The sequence below is a fragment of the Streptomyces sp. NPDC031497 genome, from assembly GCF_055580905.1.
Window position 1 is genome coordinate 38808 of the sequence record NZ_JBVIKO010000015.1, and the last position, 18122, is coordinate 56929.

The 18122-nt window shown below is 71.3% G+C and carries 22 protein-coding genes and 1 pseudogene; 10 read left to right on the top strand and 13 right to left on the bottom strand.

The genetic code is table 11. From position 1 onward, the window contains the following. Positions 1 to 37 precede the first annotated feature (37 nt). Together argG and ACZ5K7_RS28065 are read right to left on the bottom strand one after the other, a co-directional pair. The gene (gene argG, locus ACZ5K7_RS28060; RefSeq protein WP_351712358.1) at positions 38 to 1486 is read right to left on the bottom strand and encodes an argininosuccinate synthase; all 1449 of its coding nucleotides are present in this window, start codon (positions 1484 to 1486) and stop codon (positions 38 to 40) included. Between the two features lie 225 nt (positions 1487 to 1711). Then, positions 1712 to 1843: pseudogene (locus ACZ5K7_RS28065) on the bottom strand (ATP/GTP-binding protein); the annotation flags it as partial. A gap of 237 nt (positions 1844 to 2080) precedes the next feature. Here ACZ5K7_RS28065 and ACZ5K7_RS28070 point away from each other — a divergent pair. Further along, a complete protein-coding gene (locus ACZ5K7_RS28070) occupies positions 2081 to 2320 on the top strand; it encodes a hypothetical protein (protein ID WP_468917424.1) in 240 nt (79 codons plus the stop codon). 117 nt (positions 2321 to 2437) lie between these two features. Here the strand turns inward: ACZ5K7_RS28070 and ACZ5K7_RS28075 are convergent, their stop codons facing one another. The 5 genes from ACZ5K7_RS28075 to ACZ5K7_RS28095 all read right to left on the bottom strand — a co-directional run bounded on the left by ACZ5K7_RS28075 (position 2438) and on the right by ACZ5K7_RS28095 (position 5332). After that, positions 2438 to 3145 carry an SDR family oxidoreductase gene (locus ACZ5K7_RS28075; protein ID WP_468917427.1) on the bottom strand — a complete coding sequence of 236 codons (708 nt, stop codon included), beginning with the start codon at positions 3143 to 3145 and terminating at the stop codon, positions 2438 to 2440. Between the two features lie 43 nt (positions 3146 to 3188). Then, entirely contained in the window at positions 3189 to 3623 is a 435-nt protein-coding gene (locus tag ACZ5K7_RS28080) for a GNAT family N-acetyltransferase (protein ID WP_450972784.1), read from the bottom strand. Continuing rightward, entirely contained in the window at positions 3620 to 4138 is a 519-nt protein-coding gene (locus tag ACZ5K7_RS28085) for an aminoacyl-tRNA deacylase (RefSeq protein ID WP_468917431.1), read from the bottom strand. Before ACZ5K7_RS28085 ends, ACZ5K7_RS28080 begins: the two co-directional genes overlap by 4 nt. Then, positions 4128 to 4454: a hypothetical protein gene (locus ACZ5K7_RS28090; RefSeq protein WP_468917434.1), complete on the bottom strand. Its 327-nt coding sequence runs from the start codon at positions 4452 to 4454 to the stop codon at positions 4128 to 4130. The genes ACZ5K7_RS28085 and ACZ5K7_RS28090 overlap by 11 nt, the downstream gene beginning before the upstream one ends. 164 nt (positions 4455 to 4618) lie before the next feature. Next, the gene (locus ACZ5K7_RS28095) at positions 4619 to 5332 is read right to left on the bottom strand and encodes a transposase family protein (RefSeq protein ID WP_468917436.1); all 714 of its coding nucleotides are present in this window, start codon (positions 5330 to 5332) and stop codon (positions 4619 to 4621) included. Between the two features lie 426 nt (positions 5333 to 5758). Here ACZ5K7_RS28095 and ACZ5K7_RS28100 point away from each other — a divergent pair, with 426 nt between their 5' ends. The 3 genes from ACZ5K7_RS28100 to ACZ5K7_RS28110 all read left to right on the top strand — a co-directional run bounded on the left by ACZ5K7_RS28100 (position 5759) and on the right by ACZ5K7_RS28110 (position 7844). Continuing rightward, on the top strand, positions 5759 to 6664 hold the full coding sequence (locus tag ACZ5K7_RS28100; RefSeq protein ID WP_468917439.1) for an oxidoreductase: 906 nt from the start codon (positions 5759 to 5761) through the stop codon (positions 6662 to 6664). A gap of 13 nt (positions 6665 to 6677) precedes the next feature. After that, a complete protein-coding gene (locus ACZ5K7_RS28105) occupies positions 6678 to 6974 on the top strand; it encodes an aldo/keto reductase (protein ID WP_468917765.1) in 297 nt (98 codons plus the stop codon). 273 nt (positions 6975 to 7247) lie between these two features. Further along, complete coding sequence (locus ACZ5K7_RS28110; protein WP_351712344.1) at positions 7248 to 7844, top strand: PadR family transcriptional regulator; 597 nt, start codon at positions 7248 to 7250, stop codon at positions 7842 to 7844. A 75-nt stretch (positions 7845 to 7919) separates the two neighbouring features. Here ACZ5K7_RS28110 and ACZ5K7_RS28115 read toward each other — a convergent pair whose 3' ends face one another. Together ACZ5K7_RS28115 and ACZ5K7_RS28120 are read right to left on the bottom strand one after the other, a co-directional pair. Further along, positions 7920 to 8348: a type II toxin-antitoxin system Rv0910 family toxin gene (locus ACZ5K7_RS28115; RefSeq protein ID WP_468917443.1), complete on the bottom strand. Its 429-nt coding sequence runs from the start codon at positions 8346 to 8348 to the stop codon at positions 7920 to 7922. A 121-nt stretch (positions 8349 to 8469) separates the two neighbouring features. Next, on the bottom strand, positions 8470 to 8664 hold the full coding sequence (locus tag ACZ5K7_RS28120; RefSeq protein ID WP_468917446.1) for a hypothetical protein: 195 nt from the start codon (positions 8662 to 8664) through the stop codon (positions 8470 to 8472). Between the two features lie 199 nt (positions 8665 to 8863). On the opposite strand from ACZ5K7_RS28120, the gene ACZ5K7_RS28125 reads away from it, so the two are divergent. Both ACZ5K7_RS28125 and ACZ5K7_RS28130 read left to right on the top strand, forming a co-directional pair. After that, on the top strand, positions 8864 to 9439 hold the full coding sequence (locus ACZ5K7_RS28125; protein ID WP_468917448.1) for a hypothetical protein: 576 nt from the start codon (positions 8864 to 8866) through the stop codon (positions 9437 to 9439). A gap of 46 nt (positions 9440 to 9485) precedes the next feature. After that, positions 9486 to 10463, top strand: coding sequence for an EamA family transporter (locus tag ACZ5K7_RS28130; RefSeq protein ID WP_351706289.1), 978 nt, complete (start codon positions 9486 to 9488; stop codon positions 10461 to 10463). Positions 10464 to 10579: 116 nt separating this feature from the next. Here the strand turns inward: ACZ5K7_RS28130 and ACZ5K7_RS28135 are convergent, their stop codons facing one another. Next, the gene (locus ACZ5K7_RS28135; protein ID WP_468917768.1) at positions 10580 to 11257 is read right to left on the bottom strand and encodes a pyridoxamine 5'-phosphate oxidase family protein; all 678 of its coding nucleotides are present in this window, start codon (positions 11255 to 11257) and stop codon (positions 10580 to 10582) included. 57 nt (positions 11258 to 11314) lie between these two features. Between ACZ5K7_RS28135 and ACZ5K7_RS28140 the strand changes: the two genes are divergently transcribed. Beyond that, entirely contained in the window at positions 11315 to 12649 is a 1335-nt protein-coding gene (locus ACZ5K7_RS28140) for an aminotransferase class I/II-fold pyridoxal phosphate-dependent enzyme (protein ID WP_468917451.1), read from the top strand. 103 nt (positions 12650 to 12752) lie between these two features. Further along, positions 12753 to 13655 (top strand): LysR family transcriptional regulator, encoded by a 903-nt coding sequence (locus ACZ5K7_RS28145; protein ID WP_351706280.1) that lies wholly within the window; start codon positions 12753 to 12755, stop codon positions 13653 to 13655. A gap of 36 nt (positions 13656 to 13691) precedes the next feature. Here ACZ5K7_RS28145 and ACZ5K7_RS28150 read toward each other — a convergent pair whose 3' ends face one another. Beyond that, complete coding sequence (locus ACZ5K7_RS28150; RefSeq protein ID WP_468917454.1) at positions 13692 to 14777, bottom strand: DUF5937 family protein; 1086 nt, start codon at positions 14775 to 14777, stop codon at positions 13692 to 13694. A gap of 99 nt (positions 14778 to 14876) precedes the next feature. Between ACZ5K7_RS28150 and ACZ5K7_RS28155 the strand changes: the two genes are divergently transcribed. After that, positions 14877 to 16064, top strand: a complete 1188-nt coding sequence (locus ACZ5K7_RS28155; RefSeq protein ID WP_351706274.1) for an MFS transporter — start codon at positions 14877 to 14879, stop codon at positions 16062 to 16064. Positions 16065 to 16076: 12 nt separating this feature from the next. On the opposite strand, the gene ACZ5K7_RS28160 is transcribed toward ACZ5K7_RS28155, so the two are convergent. Continuing rightward, positions 16077 to 16541, bottom strand: coding sequence for a pyridoxamine 5'-phosphate oxidase family protein (locus ACZ5K7_RS28160; protein WP_351706271.1), 465 nt, complete (start codon positions 16539 to 16541; stop codon positions 16077 to 16079). 78 nt (positions 16542 to 16619) lie between these two features. Between ACZ5K7_RS28160 and ACZ5K7_RS28165 the strand changes: the two genes are divergently transcribed. Beyond that, positions 16620 to 17264 (top strand): cysteine hydrolase family protein, encoded by a 645-nt coding sequence (locus ACZ5K7_RS28165; protein WP_468917458.1) that lies wholly within the window; start codon positions 16620 to 16622, stop codon positions 17262 to 17264. Between the two features lie 8 nt (positions 17265 to 17272). Here the strand turns inward: ACZ5K7_RS28165 and ACZ5K7_RS28170 are convergent, their stop codons facing one another. Continuing rightward, positions 17273 to 17776, bottom strand: a complete 504-nt coding sequence (locus ACZ5K7_RS28170) for a Rieske (2Fe-2S) protein (RefSeq protein WP_351706265.1) — start codon at positions 17774 to 17776, stop codon at positions 17273 to 17275. Positions 17777 to 18122: the final 346 nt, after the last annotated feature.

The window sequence follows — 18122 nt, forward strand, 5'->3', positions numbered from 1 at the left end:
CCGACCCGTCACCGGGTCGGCCCTCTGCGCGGCACGCTCAGTCCGTGCCCATTTCCATGGCCGCCCGGTCCAGGAGCTCGTCGGCGTCGGCCGCGGCCTCTCCGCGGGACGCGATCGCCTCGGCGCCACCCTCCGGCATGCTGCCGATCAGGCCCGTCGCCGCGGCCTGCGCCGCACCGATCGCCGGGTTGGCGGAGCCGATGAGGCCGAGGCCCGCGTACTGCTCCAGCTTCGCCCGGGAGTCGGCGATGTCGAGGTTGCGCATGGTGAGCTGCCCGATCCGGTCCACCGGACCGAACGCCGCGTCCTCGGTGCGCTCCATCGACAGCTTGTCGGGGTGGTAGCTGAACGCCGGACCCGTGGTGTCGAGGATCGAGTAGTCCTCGCCGCGCCGCAGCCGCAGCGTCACCTCACCGGTGACGGCCGCGCCGACCCACCGCTGGAGCGACTCGCGGATCATCAGCGCCTGCGGGTCCAGCCACCGGCCCTCGTACATCAGCCGGCCCAGCCGCCGGCCCTCGTTGTGGTACTGGGCGACCGTGTCCTCGTTGTGGATCGCGTTGACCAGCCGCTCGTACGCGGCGTGCAGCAGCGCCATGCCCGGCGCCTCGTAGATCCCGCGGCTCTTCGCCTCGATGATCCGGTTCTCGATCTGGTCGGACATGCCGAGGCCGTGCCGGCCGCCGATCGCGTTGGCCTCCATGACCAGTTCGACGGCGGTCTCGAACTCCTTGCCGTTGACGGTCACCGGCCGGCCCTGGTCGAAACCGATCGTCACGTCCTCGGGAAGGATCTCGACCTCGGGGTCCCAGAACCGCACGCCCATGATCGGGTCGACGGTCTCGATGCCGTTGTCCAGGTGCTCCAGGGTCTTCGCCTCGTGCGTGGCACCCCAGATGTTGGCGTCCGTGGAGTACGCCTTCTCGGTGCTGTCCCGGTACGGCAGCCCGTGGGCCACCAGCCACTCGGACATCTCCTTGCGGCCGCCGAGCTCGGTAACGAAGTCCGCGTCCAGCCAGGGCTTGTAGATCCGCAGGTGCGGGTTGGCGAGCAGGCCGTACCGGTAGAACCGCTCGATGTCGTTGCCCTTGAAGGTCGAGCCGTCGCCCCAGATCTGGACGTCGTCCTCCAGCATGGCCCGCACCAGCAGCGTGCCGGTGACGGCACGGCCGAGCGGGGTGGTGTTGAAGTACGCCCGCCCACCGGAGCGGATGTGGAACGCGCCGCAGGTCAGCGCGGCCAGGCCCTCCTCGACCAGCGCGGCCCGGCAGTCGACCAGGCGCGCGATCTCGGCACCGTAGGTGTGTGCGCGGCCGGGCACCGAGGCGATGTCGGGCTCGTCGTACTGGCCGATGTCGGCGGTGTAGGTGCACGGGACGGCGCCCTTGTCGCGCATCCACGCGACCGCGACCGAGGTGTCGAGCCCGCCGGAGAAGGCGATGCCGACGCGCTCGCCGGCGGGAAGGGAGGTGAGGACCTTGGACATAGGAAGAGTATGCATCACGACGCATGTTCATGCAACGTCCCAGTTCGCGGCTGAGGGGGGTGTCCTGTCGTTCTCGATCGCTACCGCTGCCGACCCGCCCCGAACCTTGGGACCGCAAGGGCGGCTGATACTCACGGGTTAGCACTCTCGTATGGAGAGTGCTAATTGATGCGCTGCTGAACTGCTCGTTTGCAGCAGATGCGGGGGCGCAGTGGGGAGGGGCTGCGCGGGGATGCGCTCGGAGAAGTACTTCAAGGTGTCGGAGACCTCGGCGCCGGCCTGGGTCCTCTGCGAGATGTTGTCGATCTCGTCGACGACCACGAGACCCGTGCGGGTATCGGTGCAGACACCCACTCCGCGATCCGGGAGGTCGGCGGCACCCGCCTCTTCCTGGCCGCCGGCCGACTCCGCTGGCCAAGTGCACGATCGTGCGCGGCCCCGGCAACTCGGCCGTCATGTCCTCGGCGGTCAGCTCCTGAAGCCAGAGAGCGTGGAACGGCACAGGCAGCGCAAGTGCTGTCCCGCCGGCCTGAGCAGCCACAGCGGAGCTAGTGCTGTGACCGGTATGGTTCGCCGGCTGGAGGGAGGAGCGGAGTGTTTGTCGAGATCGTTTTTGCCGACCTGCCGATCGATCGCGATGAGGTCGAGGAGGCACTGGAGGCCGCGTTCGGTCCCGACGGCGAGATCACGGGTGCGGGCAGCGGGATGGGGCGCTGCCATCTCGACCTGGAGATCGACGAGAACCTGGACCCTGGCCAGGCATTGGATCGGCTCCGTGCTGTGCTGGCCGAACTCGGCGTGGAGAAGCACGCGACTGTGTACGTCAGCGACTGATGATGGGGCTACTTGAAATTGGTTCTGTCAGCGATCTCGTGAAAGCCGAGGTCAAGGTGGTGCGCCGACGGGAATGCCCTGGTCATGAGGGATGTCTACTTATCGGCCGAGGGTGTGTTACGCGCGCCGGGCGGAAGCTGTTGTGCCGGGAGTGAGTCCCAGTGCTGCCTTGGCCTGCCGGGTGCGTTCGTCGGCGAGGACTTCCGTCCGGCCCGCTTCGACGGCGGCGAAAGTCTGCTCGGCGATCGCTTCCGGGGTGTTCTTGGGACCGGTGACATGGGCGGCCATGTCCGTGTCGATGTATCCGCAGTGCACACCGACGATGAGGACGCCGGTGTCGTGGAGTTCGCTGCGGATCCCGTTGGTCAGGGCCCAGCCGGCGGCCTTGGATGCGCTGTAGGAGCCCATAGCGGGGTTGGTGAACCAGCTCGCGATGGACAGCACGTTGACGATGGCGCCGGGCGGGTCGCCTATGAGCAGTGGGGTGAAGGCGCGGCACATGGCGAGCGTGCCGAAGTAGTTGACCTCCATCTCCGCGCGGGCGGCGTCCAGGTCGGGCGCGGCCAGCAGGGGGCTGTCGGCAAGGACGCCGGCGTTGTTGACCAGCAAGGTCACGTCGGAGCACGTCTCGGTCGCCGCGGCTACCTGGGCGGGATCGGTGATGTCGAGGCGGACCGGTATCACGCCGGGCTCGCGGACTGACCGCGGGTCGCGGGCCCCGCCGTAGACGCGGTGTGCGCCGCGTTGCAGGAGCAGCCGGGCCATCGTCTGTCCGAGTCCCCGGTTCGCGCCGGTCACCAGTGCCGTCGCTCCCTGGATCTGCATGGTTTCCCCGTCTCGCCCGGCCGATTGGCCGACAGATTCCCGATCACGTAGTGGACCATTTGAGATGAACGGCGGTCTCGTGGAACCCCAGAGCGCGATAGAAATCGGCCGCTCTGCGGGTCGGCACGGTCACCTCGACATCTTTCGCCTCCCGGGCCTTTGCCTGTGCGGCCCGGATCAGCGCGGAACCCGCACCACGGCCCCGCTTTGGCTCGGCCACGGTGAGTTCGAGCAGTTCGAGGATCGTTCCGCCGGCGAACAGGGTGGGCATCCGCAGCGCAAGCAGGTACCCGACCACACACGAGTCCTGCTCGGCGACCAGGAACTCGGCGCTGCCGTCCGAGGCGGCCTCGATGATCCGGGGGAACGTGGCGTCGTCGAAGACCTCTCGGTCGGGCCGGTAGCTCGTCACGAACCCGCTCAGCAGACGGTAGATGTCGTCGGCGTCCGAGGGCGTAGCCTCGCGGATGGTCGTCATGTCGGCCCGTCCGCCGGGAGGTCGACGATCGACGCCGTAGCGGCCCCGGGGACGGCGGCCATGAGCTCCGCCGCCTCGATCTCGATGCTGCTGCCGGGCCGACCGCTGCCGCAGTGGACACGTCCCAGGCTGCTGACCGTCCAGTCGAACACCACCACCGCAGCCCGGTCCGCGGACACGGGGCACACCCCGCCCGGCTGCATCCCCGCCCGCGCCAGCCGCCCGGCATCGGCGGGACACAGGTCGCCTCGGCGGATTCCGGTCGCGCGGGCGAGGGCGCCGTACCGCAGCCGCGCATGGCCGGGCAGCACCGCCAGCAGGAGACGGTCCTCGGGGGTGACGAATGCCAAGGTCTTGACAGTTCGCTCCAACGGAACGCCCAACGCGGCACAGACCTCCACCGGGCTGGTCACGTCAGGGTGCTCCTGCAGCCGGAAGGACACACCGAGCGAAGCGAGGATCTCCGGTGGACCAATGGGTGCGAGACCATTCACCTCGCCGAGATTACCGTGCACTGTACGGGAGTTGATCGCCTTTTGCGGAGCAGAAGTCGTCCGGGCAGGCGAGCCGGACGCGTTCCAACTCAGCGGCTTGACGAGGTGAGAGCTTTTCGCGTGGCCGCATGTTCCATCCGCTGATGGTGCGTGGGCTCGGGATCGGTGCGAGGGCAGGGACGGCGGAGCCCTCGCGCAGTGTTCGCACGTAGCGGGAGAGCGTTGAGTAGCCGCCGGAGAAGCCGCGTTCGCGGATCTGGTCGTACAGCTCTTTGGCGTTGGTGTGGCCGGCGGCGAACTGGGCCTGGAGGTAGGACTTGAAGCGGTCGAGGGGCACGTTCCGTCGGTCGCGGGTGCTGAGTCGAGCAGAACGTCGAAGTCGGTGTCGCGGTAACGGCGGACGGTCTTGCGGTCGAGTCCGAGACGGCGAGCGACTGATCGGGTAGCCGGTCTCGACCATGCTGTTGATCTCCTCGTGCCGGCGTCGGACCCGGTCCACGATCAGCGTGGTCGGTACGAGCTCCAAGGTGAGCTGCCGCGGTTGAGCCTGCCGCCGTTGTTCAGCGTATTTCCGCAGGCAGGCGCGGTGTTCGTGGCAGACCCCTTCGTCTGCGAGAGACAGGTTGCGCAGCAGGTGCCAGCGATCAGCCACCTCGGTGGCGCCAGGGGCGGCCTCCTTGACGGCACGGGTGTAGGCGCTCGCCCGGCCGCGGCGGAAGGGAACTCGTCCACGCCGAGCACGCGGGGGGATCGGTCGGGCACGGCCGGAGCATGCAGATGTCCGAGGAGCCGCATCCGACCTGCTGGAACCGAGAGTTTCCGGCACAGCCGTGCCCCAGGCCGTCCACTCAGCTCGGCCGCCACGGAACGAAGCACGAAGCGCAGGCTTGAGCTGGCCCTCTGGTAGGGCTCGCTCACACCGTCGACCTGCTCAACGAACGTCCTCCGTTGGCAGGTTGGGGTATCGCAGAAGAACCGGCGGACGGTCAGCGGAACCACTACCGGCCTGCCGGCGACGGGACAGTCGTCCAGCTGGCGACCGTAGCGGCTGTGGACCCGGCGCGATGCGACACCGCAGTCCGGACACGTTCTCGACAAGCATGTGCTGGACAGGCGGGCCAGTGTCCCGTCCGCGAGCGCCTTCACACACTCCACCCGCACCCCACGAATCCCGGGAAAGAACACACCCTCGACCGATAAGTAGACATCCCCCATGACCAGGGCATTCCCGTCGGCGCACCACCTTGACCTCGGCTTTCACGAGATCGCTGGCAGAACCTTGAAATTCCCCACCCTGGGCTCAGGCTCGGGACGGACCTGCTCGCCTCGTCTCCCCACCCTCTACTCGCGGGCAGGCCACGTTCCAACTCGCTCGTCCGCGCCGCATCCGACCGGTGGGGTGGTGATCGCCTTGTCCGGCCGCGCCGACCGCAGCTCCCATCGTCCGCCACCTCGGCAGGACAGCAATGCAAGGTTTGAGTCCTCGCCCTGACCGGCGCTCTTCATCAGGTCCAACGGCTTTGTGGCGATGGTTAGTTCCGGATAGGGACGTGACGTTTCGCCCAGCCCGTTGACCTGTCCCAGCACGCCGAGACGGCGCCATACTCCAGGACCTGACAAACTGACGGGTGAAGGAGCACGGTGACCGCAGCGGCGACAACAGGGACCTGGAAGCTCGGGGACCTGGAGGTGAATCGCATCGGCTACGGCGCGATGCGGCTGACGGGCAACGGCATGATGGGGAACTCCGACGGCACGCCGATCGACCGCGATGCCGCCGTCGGCCTGCTGCACAGTGCGTTCGAGCAGGGCGTCAACCACATCGACACGGCCGCCTTCTACTTCTCACCACTGCGGTCGGCGAACGAGATCATCAACCGCGCCCTCTCGTCCTGGCACGGCGACGTGGTCGTGGTGACCAAGGTCGGCCCCGCTCGCGATCCCTCCGGGGAGTGGCTCTACACGGTCCGCCCCGACCAGCTGCGTGGCCAGGTCGAGGAGAACCTGCGCCAGCTCGGCCGGGACTACCTGGACGTGGTGAACCTGCGCGCCGGCGGCCCCCGCACAGCCTCGATCGCCGAGCACTTCGGCGCCCTCGCCGAGCTGCGCGACGCCGGCCTCGTCCGGCACCTCGGACTCTCCGCCGTCCTGCCCGAGCACGTGGCCGAGGCCCAAACGATCGCGCCCGTGGTCTGCGTGCAGAACTCCTACGGCCTGGACTGGCGCCGCGCCGACAAGAGCGGGCTGGTGGACCTGTGCGGGGAGCAGGGCATCGCCTTCGTCCCGTTCTTCGCGGTCTCCGGCCTGCGGCGCGAAGCAGCCGCAGGCCAGGAACAGGACGCGCGCGTCCAGTCCGTTGCCCGCGCCCACAATGCGACGCCGGCCCAGATACGGCTCGCCTGGACCCTCCACCGCGGTCCGCACGTGCTGGCCATTCCCGGCACCAGGAGCCCGGCGCACCTGGCAGAGAACATCGCTGCCGGAAGCCTGCGCCTGACCGAGGAAGAGTTGGCCCTCCTCGACAAGCCGGACGAGAGCACCGCCTGAGCCTGTGCCCGCGATGCTCGGTGAACTTCCCCGGTCCATTGAGAACCGGACTGAGTGGGGCGAGGAGTGTCCCTGGCCGTTTTCAGGGCTCTGGCCGCAGTTCCGTGAATCCCCATGTCAGGGAGGTGAGCGACGGATCGTTTCGGCAGCCTGGGCCCTGCGCAGCCCGCTGGTCTCCGCCCCCATCGTGAGAGCCACCAAGCCCCACCACCTGTCCCAGACCGTCGGTGCACTCGACCTGCAGATGTCAGACGAGGAAGCGGACGCTCTCGAAGAGCCCTACACCAACGCCGGACCATCCTGGTTCTGAGCAGAGCCACTCGTGCACGGCACCGCCGCCTACGGCTCCGCCCCCGTCGGCCTCAGCGGGTACGGCCACACAACGCCCCAGTGCGCTCACCTCACACGGCAGGTTCGCTGTCAAAGAAGCCGAGACGGCTGGGTTGGCCGTCAAGCGCCTCGATTGCATGTCAGCGGACCCAAGGGGTTGCGGGAAGAGGCTTGCCATCCGAGTGCTCCCGATATATCGTTGACGCATCGCGAACGATACGCGACAGATCAACGATGGAATGGAGTGGTTGTCATGCGTTCCCACGGACACGAGCGTGGACATGGACAGCGACAGGGACGCCGTGCGGCGTTCGGGCCCTTCGGTCCGGGTGGCCCCGGCTTCGGCCCCGGCGGGCCCGGTTTCGGACCGGGGCACTGGGGGCCGCGAGGGCGGGGAGGCCCCAGGGGAAGGGCGCGGCGCGGTGACGTCCGGGCCTCGATCCTGGCCCTGCTGAAGGACCGGCCGATGCACGGCTACGAGATGATCCAGGAGATCGCCGAGCGCAGCGGCGGTGCGTGGAAGCCCAGCCCCGGCTCGGTCTACCCCACCCTCCAGCTGCTGGAGGACGAGGGCCTGATCACCAGTGAGAGCGAGGGCGGCAAGAAGCTGTTCTCCCTCACCGACAGCGGCCGCACGGCCGCCGACGAGGGTCCGGACGCCCCTTGGGAAGAGGCTTCCCGCGGGGTCGACTTCGAGGCCCTCGGCGAGATCCGGCAGGCCGGCTTCGGTCTGATGGAGGCCTTCGGGCAGGTCTGGAAGACCGGCACCAAGGAACAGCGTGAGAAAGCGCTGGCCGTCATCAACGACACCCGCAAGAAGCTGTACCTCATCCTCGCCGACGAGGACTGACCCCCGTGGTCACGGCGAACAGGGCGCCCCGTGGAGTGATCCGCGGGGCGCCCTTCCGGCTGCCCGGGGCAAAGCTCAGGCCACCAGCCCGGCCAGCTTGCGCAGCGACTCGTTCAGGGCGGCCGTCGCCGAGTCCTTGAGCTTGCCCGCCATCAGTGACACGGCCGCGCCCGTGAACTCGCCGTCGATCCGCACCCCCGTCGCGTCCCCGTCCGGGGTCAGCGTGTAGCGGGTCGCGACGGTCACCGCCATCGGGCCCTTGCCGCGGATCGCCAGCACCCGAGCCGGCTCCAGCTCCTCGATGGTCCACTCGACCTCCGCCGGGAAGCCCATCAGCTTCATGTTCTCCTGGAAGGTCCCGCCCACCGCCAGGTGCTCCGGGCCGCCCTTGGGGAAACTGGTGTGGGTCGCGTTCCACTGCCCGTACGCCGGCCAGTCGGTGAGCTGTGCCCATACCTTCTCGGCCGGTGCCTGGATGCGTGACTCCGCGCTGACTTCGGCCATGCGACCACCCCTTCGTATCGGGCTACGGTGTCGCGGAACGTAGCCGCAGGGCCTCGAACATTCAATACTGATGAACCGTCAGGAAATGTGCGGATCTCCGGTCGCGCCCGGGGTCTCAGTCTCAGCCCACCCGCCGTATCTCCGCCGCGTCGAACAGGTCCCAGGCCCGCGGGAACGCGCTTTCGTCGTGGCAGTGCCAGGCGTCCCAGAACAGGTCCGCGAGCAGTGCGTCCTTTGGCGCGTACACCCGGTACACGTACTGCCTGCCGTCGACCGCAGGCAGCGCGACCAGCCAGCAACCGTACCCGCTCTCCATAACGACGAGAGACGTGCGACCGGTGCGCGGCGGTTGCGTACGGGGCGCACGGCAAGACGGCGCGCGCCCTGGCGGGGGAATCGGCCTGATCTCATCCGTAAGGAGGAGATTCCGGCCGTCGCCGTCCACTCTGCGTGGGACGCGAAGATGCTTCCCCTCGGCGATGACTCAAGCGCTTGCGGTTGATGAGGTAGGGGATGTGCAACCCCGTATTCCCCGCCAGCCCGTCCAGGACCAGGGCGGCATCCACACGGACGACGATGCAGGGCTCGGTGCCGAGCTGGCAGCGGTGGTCGCCGGTGCCCGCCGGAGGGCGGTGCGGGACGGGGACCGCCAGGTCGACACCGCCCATCTGCTGCACTCGCTGATCGAGTACGACCCCGAGGTCCGCGCCGTCATCGGCGACACCCCGCAACTCGCCCGGCTGCTCGGCTATCTCGTGCAGCGCAGCATCGGCTACGGGCTGCGCTGGCAGAGCGGGGTCGAGGACTCCGGCGCGCTGCCGGCCGTTCCGCAGGCCGGCGCGAAGGGGGACGGGGCCTGGTCACCGGTGGCCGCGGCCGCCCTGGAGTACGCCCGAAGCCGCGCCCGGCGCCGCACCGCCGAGCGGGCCGACGGCACCGATCTGCTGGCGGGCCTCGTCGTGGACCCGGAGTCCCGGGCCGTGGAGGTGCTGGAGCGGGCCGGAGTGGCCGCCCGTGCCCTGGCCGTGCGGGTCGACGGGGACGGCGGAGCATGGGACGCCGAGGCGGAGAGTCGCACGTCCAGCCGTTGAGACAGGGGTCAACCGGGGTGACGCTCATGTCGCCCCCTGGCATCATGTGCCGGTGCGTATCACTGACAGCAGCCATGGCAGGGGCCTCGGGCTCTCCCTCGCCCTCGGGTCGGCGCTCGCCTTCGGCGGCTCCGGCGTCGCGGCCAAGCCGCTGATCGAGGCCGGGCTCGACCCGCTGCACGTGGTGTGGCTGCGGGTGGCGGGTGCCGCCCTGGTGATGCTGCCGCTCGCCGTACGCCACCGTGACCTGCCGCGCCGTCGGCCCGCGCTGCTCGCCGGGTTCGGCCTGCTCGCCGTCGCCGGGGTCCAGGCCTGCTACTTCGCCGCGATCTCCCGCATACCGGTGGGGGTCGCGCTGCTCGTGGAGTACCTCGCCCCCGCGCTGGTGCTCGGCTGGGTCCGTTTCGTGCAGCGCCGGCCGGTCACCCGCGCCGCCGCGCTCGGCGTCGCCCTCGCGGCCGGCGGTCTCGCGTGCGTCGTGGAGGTGTGGGCGGGGCTGAGCTTCGACGCGCTGGGGCTGGCGCTGGCACTGGCGGCGGCCTGCTGTCAGGTGGGGTACTTCGTGCTCGCCGATCACGGTGGCGGAGACGGCGTGGATCCCCTGGGAGTCATCGCGTACGGGCTGCTGGTGGGGGCCGGTGTGCTGACGCTCGTGGCGCGGCCGTGGACGATGGACTGGTCGGTGCTGGCCGGCTCCGCGCGGATGAACGGGTCGACGGTGCCGGCCTTCGCCCTGCTGGTGTGGATCGTGCTGGTCGCGACGGTCGTCGCCTACGTCACCGGTGTGCTGTCGGTGCGGCGGCTGTCTCCGCAGGTCGCGGGGGTGGTGGCCTGTCTCGAGGCGGTCGTGGCGACCGTGCTGGCCTGGGTGCTGCTGGGGGAGCGGCTGGCGGCGCCGCAGGTACTGGGCGGGGCCGTGGTGCTGCTGGGCGCGTTCATCGCGCAGTCCTCGACGCCGGCGAAGGAGTCGGTGGTGGACCGGAGCGCGGTGGAGGGGCGGGTCGCCTCGACGTCCGCGGGGTGACCGGTTCGTCGGCGGGCGCGGTTCTTCCGTGGCTGGTCGCGCCCGCGCGGCGGCAGCCGCACATCAATGCGGCCCCGCGCCCCTGACGGGGCGCGTTCCCGTTGCCGGAACTGAGATCAGACGCCCTTCAGGTACGACGGAACCGGTACGTCCGCCGCCAGGTCGCCGTTGCCGATCGGAGTGCCGTACCCCTTCCGCAGCGGCACCACGCCCGCCCAGTACGGCAGGTCCAGGTCCTCGGGCTCGTCATGGGCGCCGCCCGTGCGGGTCTTGGCCGAGACCTCGGTCAGGTCCAGGCGGATCACCGCCGTCGCGGCCAGTTCCTTCCGGTTGGCCGGTCGGGAGTCGGCGGAGCGGCCCGGCACCACGTGGTCGACCAGGGCGTCCAGCGCGAGCCGCCTCTCCTCGGGGTCGGTGACCTGGTGGGCGACGCCGTGCACCACGACCGAGCGGTAGTTGATCGAGTGGTGGAAGGCGGAGCGGGCCAGCACCAGGCCGTCGACATGGGTGACCGTCACGCACACCGGGAGCCCGGGGTCGGCCTGGCCGGTCATCCGCAGCGGGCGCGAGCCGGTCGAGCCGTGCAGGTACAGCACCTCGCCGACCCGGGCGAACAGCGTCGGCAGCACCACCGGCGCGCCGTCGCGCACGAAGCCGAGGTGGCAGACGTACCCCTCGTCGAGGATCGAGTGCACCACGTCCTTGTCGTACGACGCCCGCTCCGCGGAGCGCGTCGGGACGGTGCGGTCGGTCGGGGTGTAGGCGGCGGGCTGCGCCGGTACGGTCCCCTGCACGGCGGGCTCGGCGGTCTCCATTGCGTATCTCCATTGCACTAGTGCATAATCTGCTTTGTGCTAGGAGAATATCTGATCGAAGGCCGGGGCGCAGCGGAGATTGCGGCCAGCGTCGAGCACGCGGTGGGCACGGGCGAGCTGGAGCCTGGCCAACTGCTGCCGCCGATGCGGGAGTTGGCTGGCCGACTCGGGGTGAATCCCAATACGGTCGCGGCCGCGTACCGCACCCTGCGCGAGCGCGGGGTCATCGAGACCGCCGGCCGGCGGGGCAGTCGTGTCCGGTCCACCCCGGCCACCACCGGACGGGAGAAGATCCGGGTCGACGTCCCGGCCGGCGTGCGCGACCTGTCCTCCGGCAACCCCGACCCCGCGCTGCTCCCCGCTCTCGCGCCGGCCCTGACGGCCCTGGCGGCCGACGAGGACGAGCGCGCCCCGGTCCTCTACGGCGTCGACCCCGTCGAGCCGGAGCTGGAGCGGATCTCTCGCGCCGAACTCACCGCCGACGGTGTGCCCGACGGGCCGTTCACCGTCACCTCCGGCTCCCTCGACGCCGTCGAGCGGGTCCTGCTGGCGCACCTCAAGCCGGGCGACCCGGTCGCCGTCGAGGACCCCGGATGGGGCCGCACCCTCGATCTCGTCCCCGCACTGGGTCTGCGCACCGTCCCGGTGGCCGTCGACGACGACGGACCGCGCGCCGACAGCCTGCGCCGGGCGCTGGAGTCCGGGGCGCGCGCCCTGATCGTCACCGCCCGGGCGCACAACCCCACCGGCGCCGCGGTGAGCGCCGCACGCGCGCGGGCGCTGCGCGCCGTGCTGCGCGACCACCCGCACACCGTGCTGATCGAGGACGACCACGGCCACGGCATCGTCGACCTGCCCCTGCACCCCCTGGTGGGCACCACCCGGCACTGGGCCTTCGTCCGCTCGGTCGCCAAGGCCTACGGCCCGGACCTGCGGCTGGCCGTCATGACCGGCGACGAGGTCACCGTCGACCGGGTACGGGGCCGGCAGCGGCTGGGACCGGGCTGGGTGAGCCGCCTGCTCCAGCGCACGGTGGTCCGGATGCGGACGGACGGCGCGGTGCACGGCCCGCGGGTGGCGGCGGCCTACCGGGCCCGCCGTGAGCTGCTGATCGACGCGCTCGCCGACCACGGCATCGAGGCGCACGGCCGCAGCGGGATGAACGTCTGGGTCCCGGTCCCGGACGAGACGGGCGCGGTGTCCCGTCTGCTGCACGAGGGGTGGGCGGTGTCCCCGGGGGCGCGGTACCGCCTGGCCTCCCCAGCCGGTATCCGGATCACGGTCTCGACACTGACCCCCGAGGAGACCGGCCCGCTGGCGGCGGCCGTCGCGGCGGCGGTCACACCGGCGAGTGGCCGCATCCAGGCCTAGGCGGGACCGGTCCCGCACGGCGGCGAGGCCGCGGTGCGGGCGCCGCAACCAACGTCGTAGCACATTTGAGATCTGCAGGCAGTTTCCTCTTAGAATCGCTTACATGTTGAACCTGGAGCGCCTGCGCACCCTCGACGCCCTTGCCCGGCACGGCTCGGTGAGCGGGGCCGCCGAGGCCCTGCATGTCACCACGTCGGCGGTGTCGCAGCAGATGGGCAAGCTGGAACGGGAGGTGGACCAGCAGCTCCTCGCCAGGAACGGCCGGGGGGTGCGGCTCACCGATGCCGGCCGGCTGCTCGCCGAGCACGCGGCCCGGATCCTCTCCCAGGTGGAGCTGGCCCAGTCCGACCTGGAGGCACACCGGGGTCAGGTCGTCGGCGAGCTCGCGGTCGCGGCGTTCCCGACGGCCGCCCGCGGCCTGTTCCCGACCGCGCTGGCCACCCTGCGCGCCCGGCACCCGGCGCTGCGCGTGCGCTCCGGCGAACTGGAACCGGAGAAAGGCGTCGCCGGGGTGGTGCGCGGCGACCTCGACCTCGCCGTCGTCCTGGACTGGTACAACAAGCCGATGCCGCTGCCCGACGGGCTGGTCAAGGCGCCGCTGCTGGACGACCCCGCCGATGTGGCCCTGTCGACCGGGCACCGGCTGGCCGGGCGGGGCGAGGTGGACCTGGGGGAGTTCGCCGACGACGAGTGGATCACCTGGGGCGAGGGCGAGTTCTGCCACGAGTGGCTGATGTTCACGCTGCGCTCCCGCGGCATCGAACCGCGCATCGGCCACCGCGCGGCCGAGACCCACACGCAACTCAACCTGGTGGCCGCCGGGCTGGGGGTCTGCATCGCGCCGCTGCTGGGCCGCCACCCGGTGCCGGAGGGCGTCCTCATGGTGCCGCTGAAGCAGCGGGCGCGCCGCCATGTGTACGCCGTCTGGCGGGCCGACGCCGACCGCCGTCCCTCGATCCGCGCGGCGGTACAGGCCCTGCGGGGCGCGGCCGAGGTGATCTCCTGACCCACGCTGCCCCGCGCCACACCGGACCGGCACCGTTCAGCGCAGTACGGCCGCGAGCAGGTCGGTGCCCAGTGCCGTCAGGTCGGGCAGGCTGAGGCTGTAGCGGACGTAACGGCCGTGGCGCCGGGCCGTGAGCAGGCCCGCGCGGCGCAGGACCGCGAGGTGGCGGGAGACTTCGGGCGGCGAGAGTTCCCAGGCGTGGGCCAGCTCGCGGGTGGTGTGCGGGCCCCGGGCCAGCGTGCGCAGCAGCCGCAGCCGTACCGGATGCGCGAGCGCCTCCAGCCGTAGCGTGACCGTCTCCAGCGGCACCGGCTCCGACGGCTCGGGCTCGGCGACGGGGTACTGCACCACCGGCTGCCACCCGGGTGTGTGGACCGCCACCAGGTGCGGGCGGCCGAAGACGGTCGGGATGAAGGTGACCCCGGTGCCGTGGGCGGCGGCCGACTTGTCCTGGAGCTTGTCCACGATGATGCGGTCGCCGTCCGGTGCCAGGGTGACCGCGCCGGAGACCGAGGCGAGCGCCGCGCCGAGACCCTGGTGTTTCAGCACGTCGTTCTTGAGCCGCAGATCGGCGGCGAGCCGCACCGCGATACCCGTCCAGGCGGCGTCGAAGAACGCCTCGGCACATTGTTCGAGGGTGTCGCGCAACCGGGCCCGCACCGCGGCCGGGTCCGTGAGCAGCCGTTCCGCGAAGGCCTCCTGGGACGCGCCGCGCGCCTGCGCCAGATCCAGGGCCCGCTGCCGCGCGGCCGGGTCGGCGAGCGGCGACCGGGCGGCGAAGTGCACCCGGCTGCTGCCGCACGTGGTGACGAGCGCGGCGGTCACATACCGTTCGTCGTCGATCCGGTCCACGTCGTCCAGCTCCTCGGCGAGGGCGGTCCGGGGCCGGGCGGGGATCAGGAAGTCCGCCTGCGAGGACCGCCAGAGGAAGTCCGCCTCCCGGAGCCGCTCGGCCAGCTCCGGCCGCAGCCCGGCCCAGACGTCCGCGGCCCAGCCGGCCAGCTGCGGATGATGCCCGGGTTCGGCCAGCACATGCAGCATCGCGGTCAGTTCGGCCAGCGGCGAGGCGGCGAACCGCAGCCGCTCGGCCGGCGGCCCGCTGATGTCGATGCGAAGCGTCATCCGGTCATCATCCCCGGCCGGACGGCGGACGCCGCCGCGGGTTGACGGTATCCGTCAACCCGCGTGCCCCGCCCGGCGGTCGGACGCAACTTGGGCGCCATGACCATCACCACCGGTATCCGGCCCCGCACCCTCCTCCGGGCCTCCGGAGGCCCCCGCTATGCCTTCGCCCTCGCCGTGGACGCGCTCGGCACCGGTCTGCTGCGGCCCTTTCTGCTGCTCTACGGGGTGACGGTGCTGCGGCTGTCCGCACCCGTCACCGGCGCCGCCATGACCGTTGGCATCGTCGCGGGGCTGGTGTGCATGCCCGCGGTGGGCCGCTGGCTGGACCGGGGCGCCCGGAGCTCGGCCGTGGCGGCGTCGATGCTGGTGCGGGTGGTGGGCGTGGCCCTGCTGCTGGCGGCCCCGCCGGGACACGTCTCCTTGTTCGTGGCGGCGGCGCTCTTCCTCGGCATCGGCAATCAGGCCTGGCCGGCCGCCCACGCCGCCCTCGTGGCCACGGTCGCCCACGGCCGGGAACGCGACGCGGCCCTGGCGGCCGGCCGCGCCCTGCGCAACGCCGGCCTGGGCGTCGGCGCACTCGTCGCCACCGCCTGCCTGGCGGGCGGCAGCACCGCGTTCCGGGCCCTGGCGGCCGGCACCGGACTCGCCTATTGCGTGGCCGCGGCCCTGGCCTGGTCGGTCCGCATCCACGCGCATCCGGCCGCCGCCCCGACGGAGGACGCGGACGACCGGCCCGCACCCCGGATGCGCGCGCTGCTGATCGCCAACGTGGTCTACGTCTTCTGTCTCAACGTCCCCGAAGTCGCGCTCCCGCTGGTCCTGGTGACACAGCTGCACGCGTCCCCGGTGTGGTCGGCCGTGATCTTCGTGGCCAACACGGTGCTGGTGGTCGTCCTCCAGGTACCGGTCACCGTCCTGATGTCCCGGTTCTCCCGGCGGACCGTGCTCGCCTTGGCCGGCCTGGTGCTCACCGCGTCCTACCTCGGCTTCCTCGCGGTCGCCGGGGCGGGAAGCGGCTGGGGCGCCCCGGCCCTCGCCGCGGTGTCCGTGGTCTGCACCCTCGGTGAGATCGGCTACGCGGGCAGCGCCACCGCCCTCGTGACCCATCTCGCCCCGGCCCATGTCCTGGGCCGGGCCCTGGCCCGCTTCCAGCTCTCCACGGGGTTCGGGCTCGCGGTCTCCCCGGTGGTCATCACCACCCTCGCGGCGCGCGGCCCGGCCGCCCTCTGGGGCACCCTGGCCGCGGCCACCCTGCTGTCCGCCGCGGCCGTCGCCACCGAGTAGGCGCGACGCTCCTCAGCTCCCCAGCTTGCGGAAGTCCCAGGAGGCGATCTTCGCCGGGGTCAGCCGGGCCCAGGCGTGCCTGCCGTCGTGCGGCATCTCGTCCAGGCCGAAGTTCTTGCGCGCGAACAGGGTCTCGACGTAGTCGAGTTCGGCGACCAGCTCACCGGTGCGCGGGACCTCGCCCACGAACTCGACGGTCCCTCTCAGCTCCACGCCGCGCAACTGGTCGTACTCCTCACCGGAGTCGACCACGACCGCCACCCGCGGATCGCGGCTCAGGTCCTTCCAGCGCTGGCTGCGCACCACCGAGTACAGCCACAGCGACGTGCCGTCCCAGGCGAACCACAGGGCGCTGACGTGCGGGTCACCGGACGCCGACACGGTCGCGACCCGGCAGGTGCGCTGTGTGGTGAGGAACTCGTCCAGCTCACCGGGCGTCATCATGATCTTCCGGCCCCGGCGCTGCGTGACGGTCATGCGGCCCCCTCTTCTTCCGTTCCCGCGCAATGCTGGTTAGTCTCGCCCGCCCCGCACCGAGGCGGAAGGGGGCGTCACATGCCGTCGTACGAACGGCTCGCGGAGCTCATCGATCCCGTGAGCACCGTCCTGCTCACCGTGGAGTGCCAGCAGGGCGTGGTCGGCCCGCAGAGCGCGCTGCCCGAACTCGCCCACGAGGCCCGGGCGTCGGGCGCCCTCGCCAACATCGCCCGGCTGGTCGCCGCCGCCCACGACACCGGCGTCCAGGTGATCCACGCGCTCGCCGAACGCCGACCCGACGGCCGGGGCGCGAACCGCAACGCCCGCCTGTTCCGTGCCGCCGAGCGGCTGCCCGTCCAGCAGCTCTCCGGCACCGCGGCGGTCCGCGTCGCGCCCCCCATCGAGGTCTCGGAGGAGGACCTGGTGGTACGGCGGCTGCACGGCCTGTCGCCGATCCAGGGGACCGACGTCGACCCGCTGCTGCGCAACCTCGGCTGCCGCACCCTGATCGTCACCGGGGTCTCGGCCAACGTGGCCGTCCCCAACGCCGTGTTCGACGCGGTGAACCGGGGCTACACGGCCGTCGTCCCGGCCGACGCCGTCGCGGGAGTGCCCTCCGAGTACACCCCCGCGATGGTCCGCAACACCCTCGCGTTGGTCGCCACGGTCGCGACCACGGACGAGGTGCTCGGCTGCCTCAGGAACCCGCGCGGGCGGGCCTGAGCCGAGGGTCAGGCCAGCGTGATCTGGTCACCGGAGACGGTGATGTTCGCGGCCGTCAGACCCGTCGTCGCCGGGCCCTTCTTCACGCTGCCGTCGGCGATGGCGAACTCACTGCCGTGGCAGGGACAGACGATCGCTCCGTTGGCGATGCTCGCCACCGCGCAGCCCGCGTGCGGGCACTTCGTCGAGAACGCCTTGTAAGTGCCCGACGTCGGCTGGGTGACGACCACGGCCTGGTCCTTGTAGATCGTGCCGCCGCCCTCGGGTATGTCCGAGGTCTTGGCGAGCGCGGAGCCACCGGCCGCCGCCGTGGAGGTGTCGGTCGAACCGCCCGAACCGTTGCTGTCCTGGGTGGTGGAGCCACCGCCCGCGTTGTTCGTGGTCGTCGAGCTCGACGAGTCGTCGGACGACCCGCAGGCGGTCAGCGCGGCGGCGAGCCCCGCCGCTCCGGCAGCCGCCATGATCGTACGGCGGGCCGGTTTGGCAGAGGGGTTGAGCGATGCGCTGGTCATGTGAGGGGTTCCCTTCCGCGGAGCTTCTCGTTGATCCGTCCAGGGGTACGGTCTTCGGGCACCACCTGTTCAGACGGCATCCCGATAGTGACCACCTCGACATGAGCCCCCGGTAAAACGTCGCTGTCGGTTCCCTGTCGGTGTCCGCGCATGCCCGCCGATTCAGGACGAGACGGACGGCGCCGCCCCGAGAGAGCGGGAGAAGTCGCGGTGCCGGCGGCCCGCGGCGCGCCAGGTGTGGCGGACGGCGAGCGTGCGTCCGGCGGCCGGGCGGTCCGGGTCGCCGGCGGTCCGGGCGTGGCCGAGTGGGGTGGGCGCTGCCCTTCGGCAGGTCCGGGGAGCCGGT

What these genes read in the sequence shown, in the direction of transcription:
- ACZ5K7_RS28150 (WP_468917454.1), bottom strand. Translation starts at nt 14,777, where the DNA reads ATGACGCTTCGCATCGACATCAGCGGGCCGCCGGCCGAGCGGCTGCGG.
- ACZ5K7_RS28145 (WP_351706280.1), top strand. Translation starts at nt 12,753, where the DNA reads ATGTTGAACCTGGAGCGCCTGCGCACCCTCGACGCCCTTGCCCGGCAC.
- ACZ5K7_RS28110 (WP_351712344.1), top strand. Translation starts at nt 7,248, where the DNA reads ATGCGTTCCCACGGACACGAGCGTGGACATGGACAGCGACAGGGACGC.
- ACZ5K7_RS28160 (WP_351706271.1), bottom strand. Translation starts at nt 16,541, where the DNA reads ATGACCGTCACGCAGCGCCGGGGCCGGAAGATCATGATGACGCCCGGT.
- ACZ5K7_RS28105 (WP_468917765.1), top strand. Translation starts at nt 6,678, where the DNA reads ATGCTCGGTGAACTTCCCCGGTCCATTGAGAACCGGACTGAGTGGGGC.
- argG (WP_351712358.1), bottom strand. Translation starts at nt 1,486, where the DNA reads ATGTCCAAGGTCCTCACCTCCCTTCCCGCCGGCGAGCGCGTCGGCATC.
- ACZ5K7_RS28115 (WP_468917443.1), bottom strand. Translation starts at nt 8,348, where the DNA reads ATGGCCGAAGTCAGCGCGGAGTCACGCATCCAGGCACCGGCCGAGAAG.
- ACZ5K7_RS28120 (WP_468917446.1), bottom strand. Translation starts at nt 8,664, where the DNA reads ATGGAGAGCGGGTACGGTTGCTGGCTGGTCGCGCTGCCTGCGGTCGAC.
- ACZ5K7_RS28075 (WP_468917427.1), bottom strand. Translation starts at nt 3,145, where the DNA reads ATGCAGATCCAGGGAGCGACGGCACTGGTGACCGGCGCGAACCGGGGA.
- ACZ5K7_RS28095 (WP_468917436.1), bottom strand. Translation starts at nt 5,332, where the DNA reads ATGGGGGATGTCTACTTATCGGTCGAGGGTGTGTTCTTTCCCGGGATT.
- ACZ5K7_RS28165 (WP_468917458.1), top strand. Translation starts at nt 16,620, where the DNA reads ATGCCGTCGTACGAACGGCTCGCGGAGCTCATCGATCCCGTGAGCACC.
- ACZ5K7_RS28080 (WP_450972784.1), bottom strand. Translation starts at nt 3,623, where the DNA reads ATGACGACCATCCGCGAGGCTACGCCCTCGGACGCCGACGACATCTAC.
- ACZ5K7_RS28155 (WP_351706274.1), top strand. Translation starts at nt 14,877, where the DNA reads ATGACCATCACCACCGGTATCCGGCCCCGCACCCTCCTCCGGGCCTCC.
- ACZ5K7_RS28170 (WP_351706265.1), bottom strand. Translation starts at nt 17,776, where the DNA reads ATGACCAGCGCATCGCTCAACCCCTCTGCCAAACCGGCCCGCCGTACG.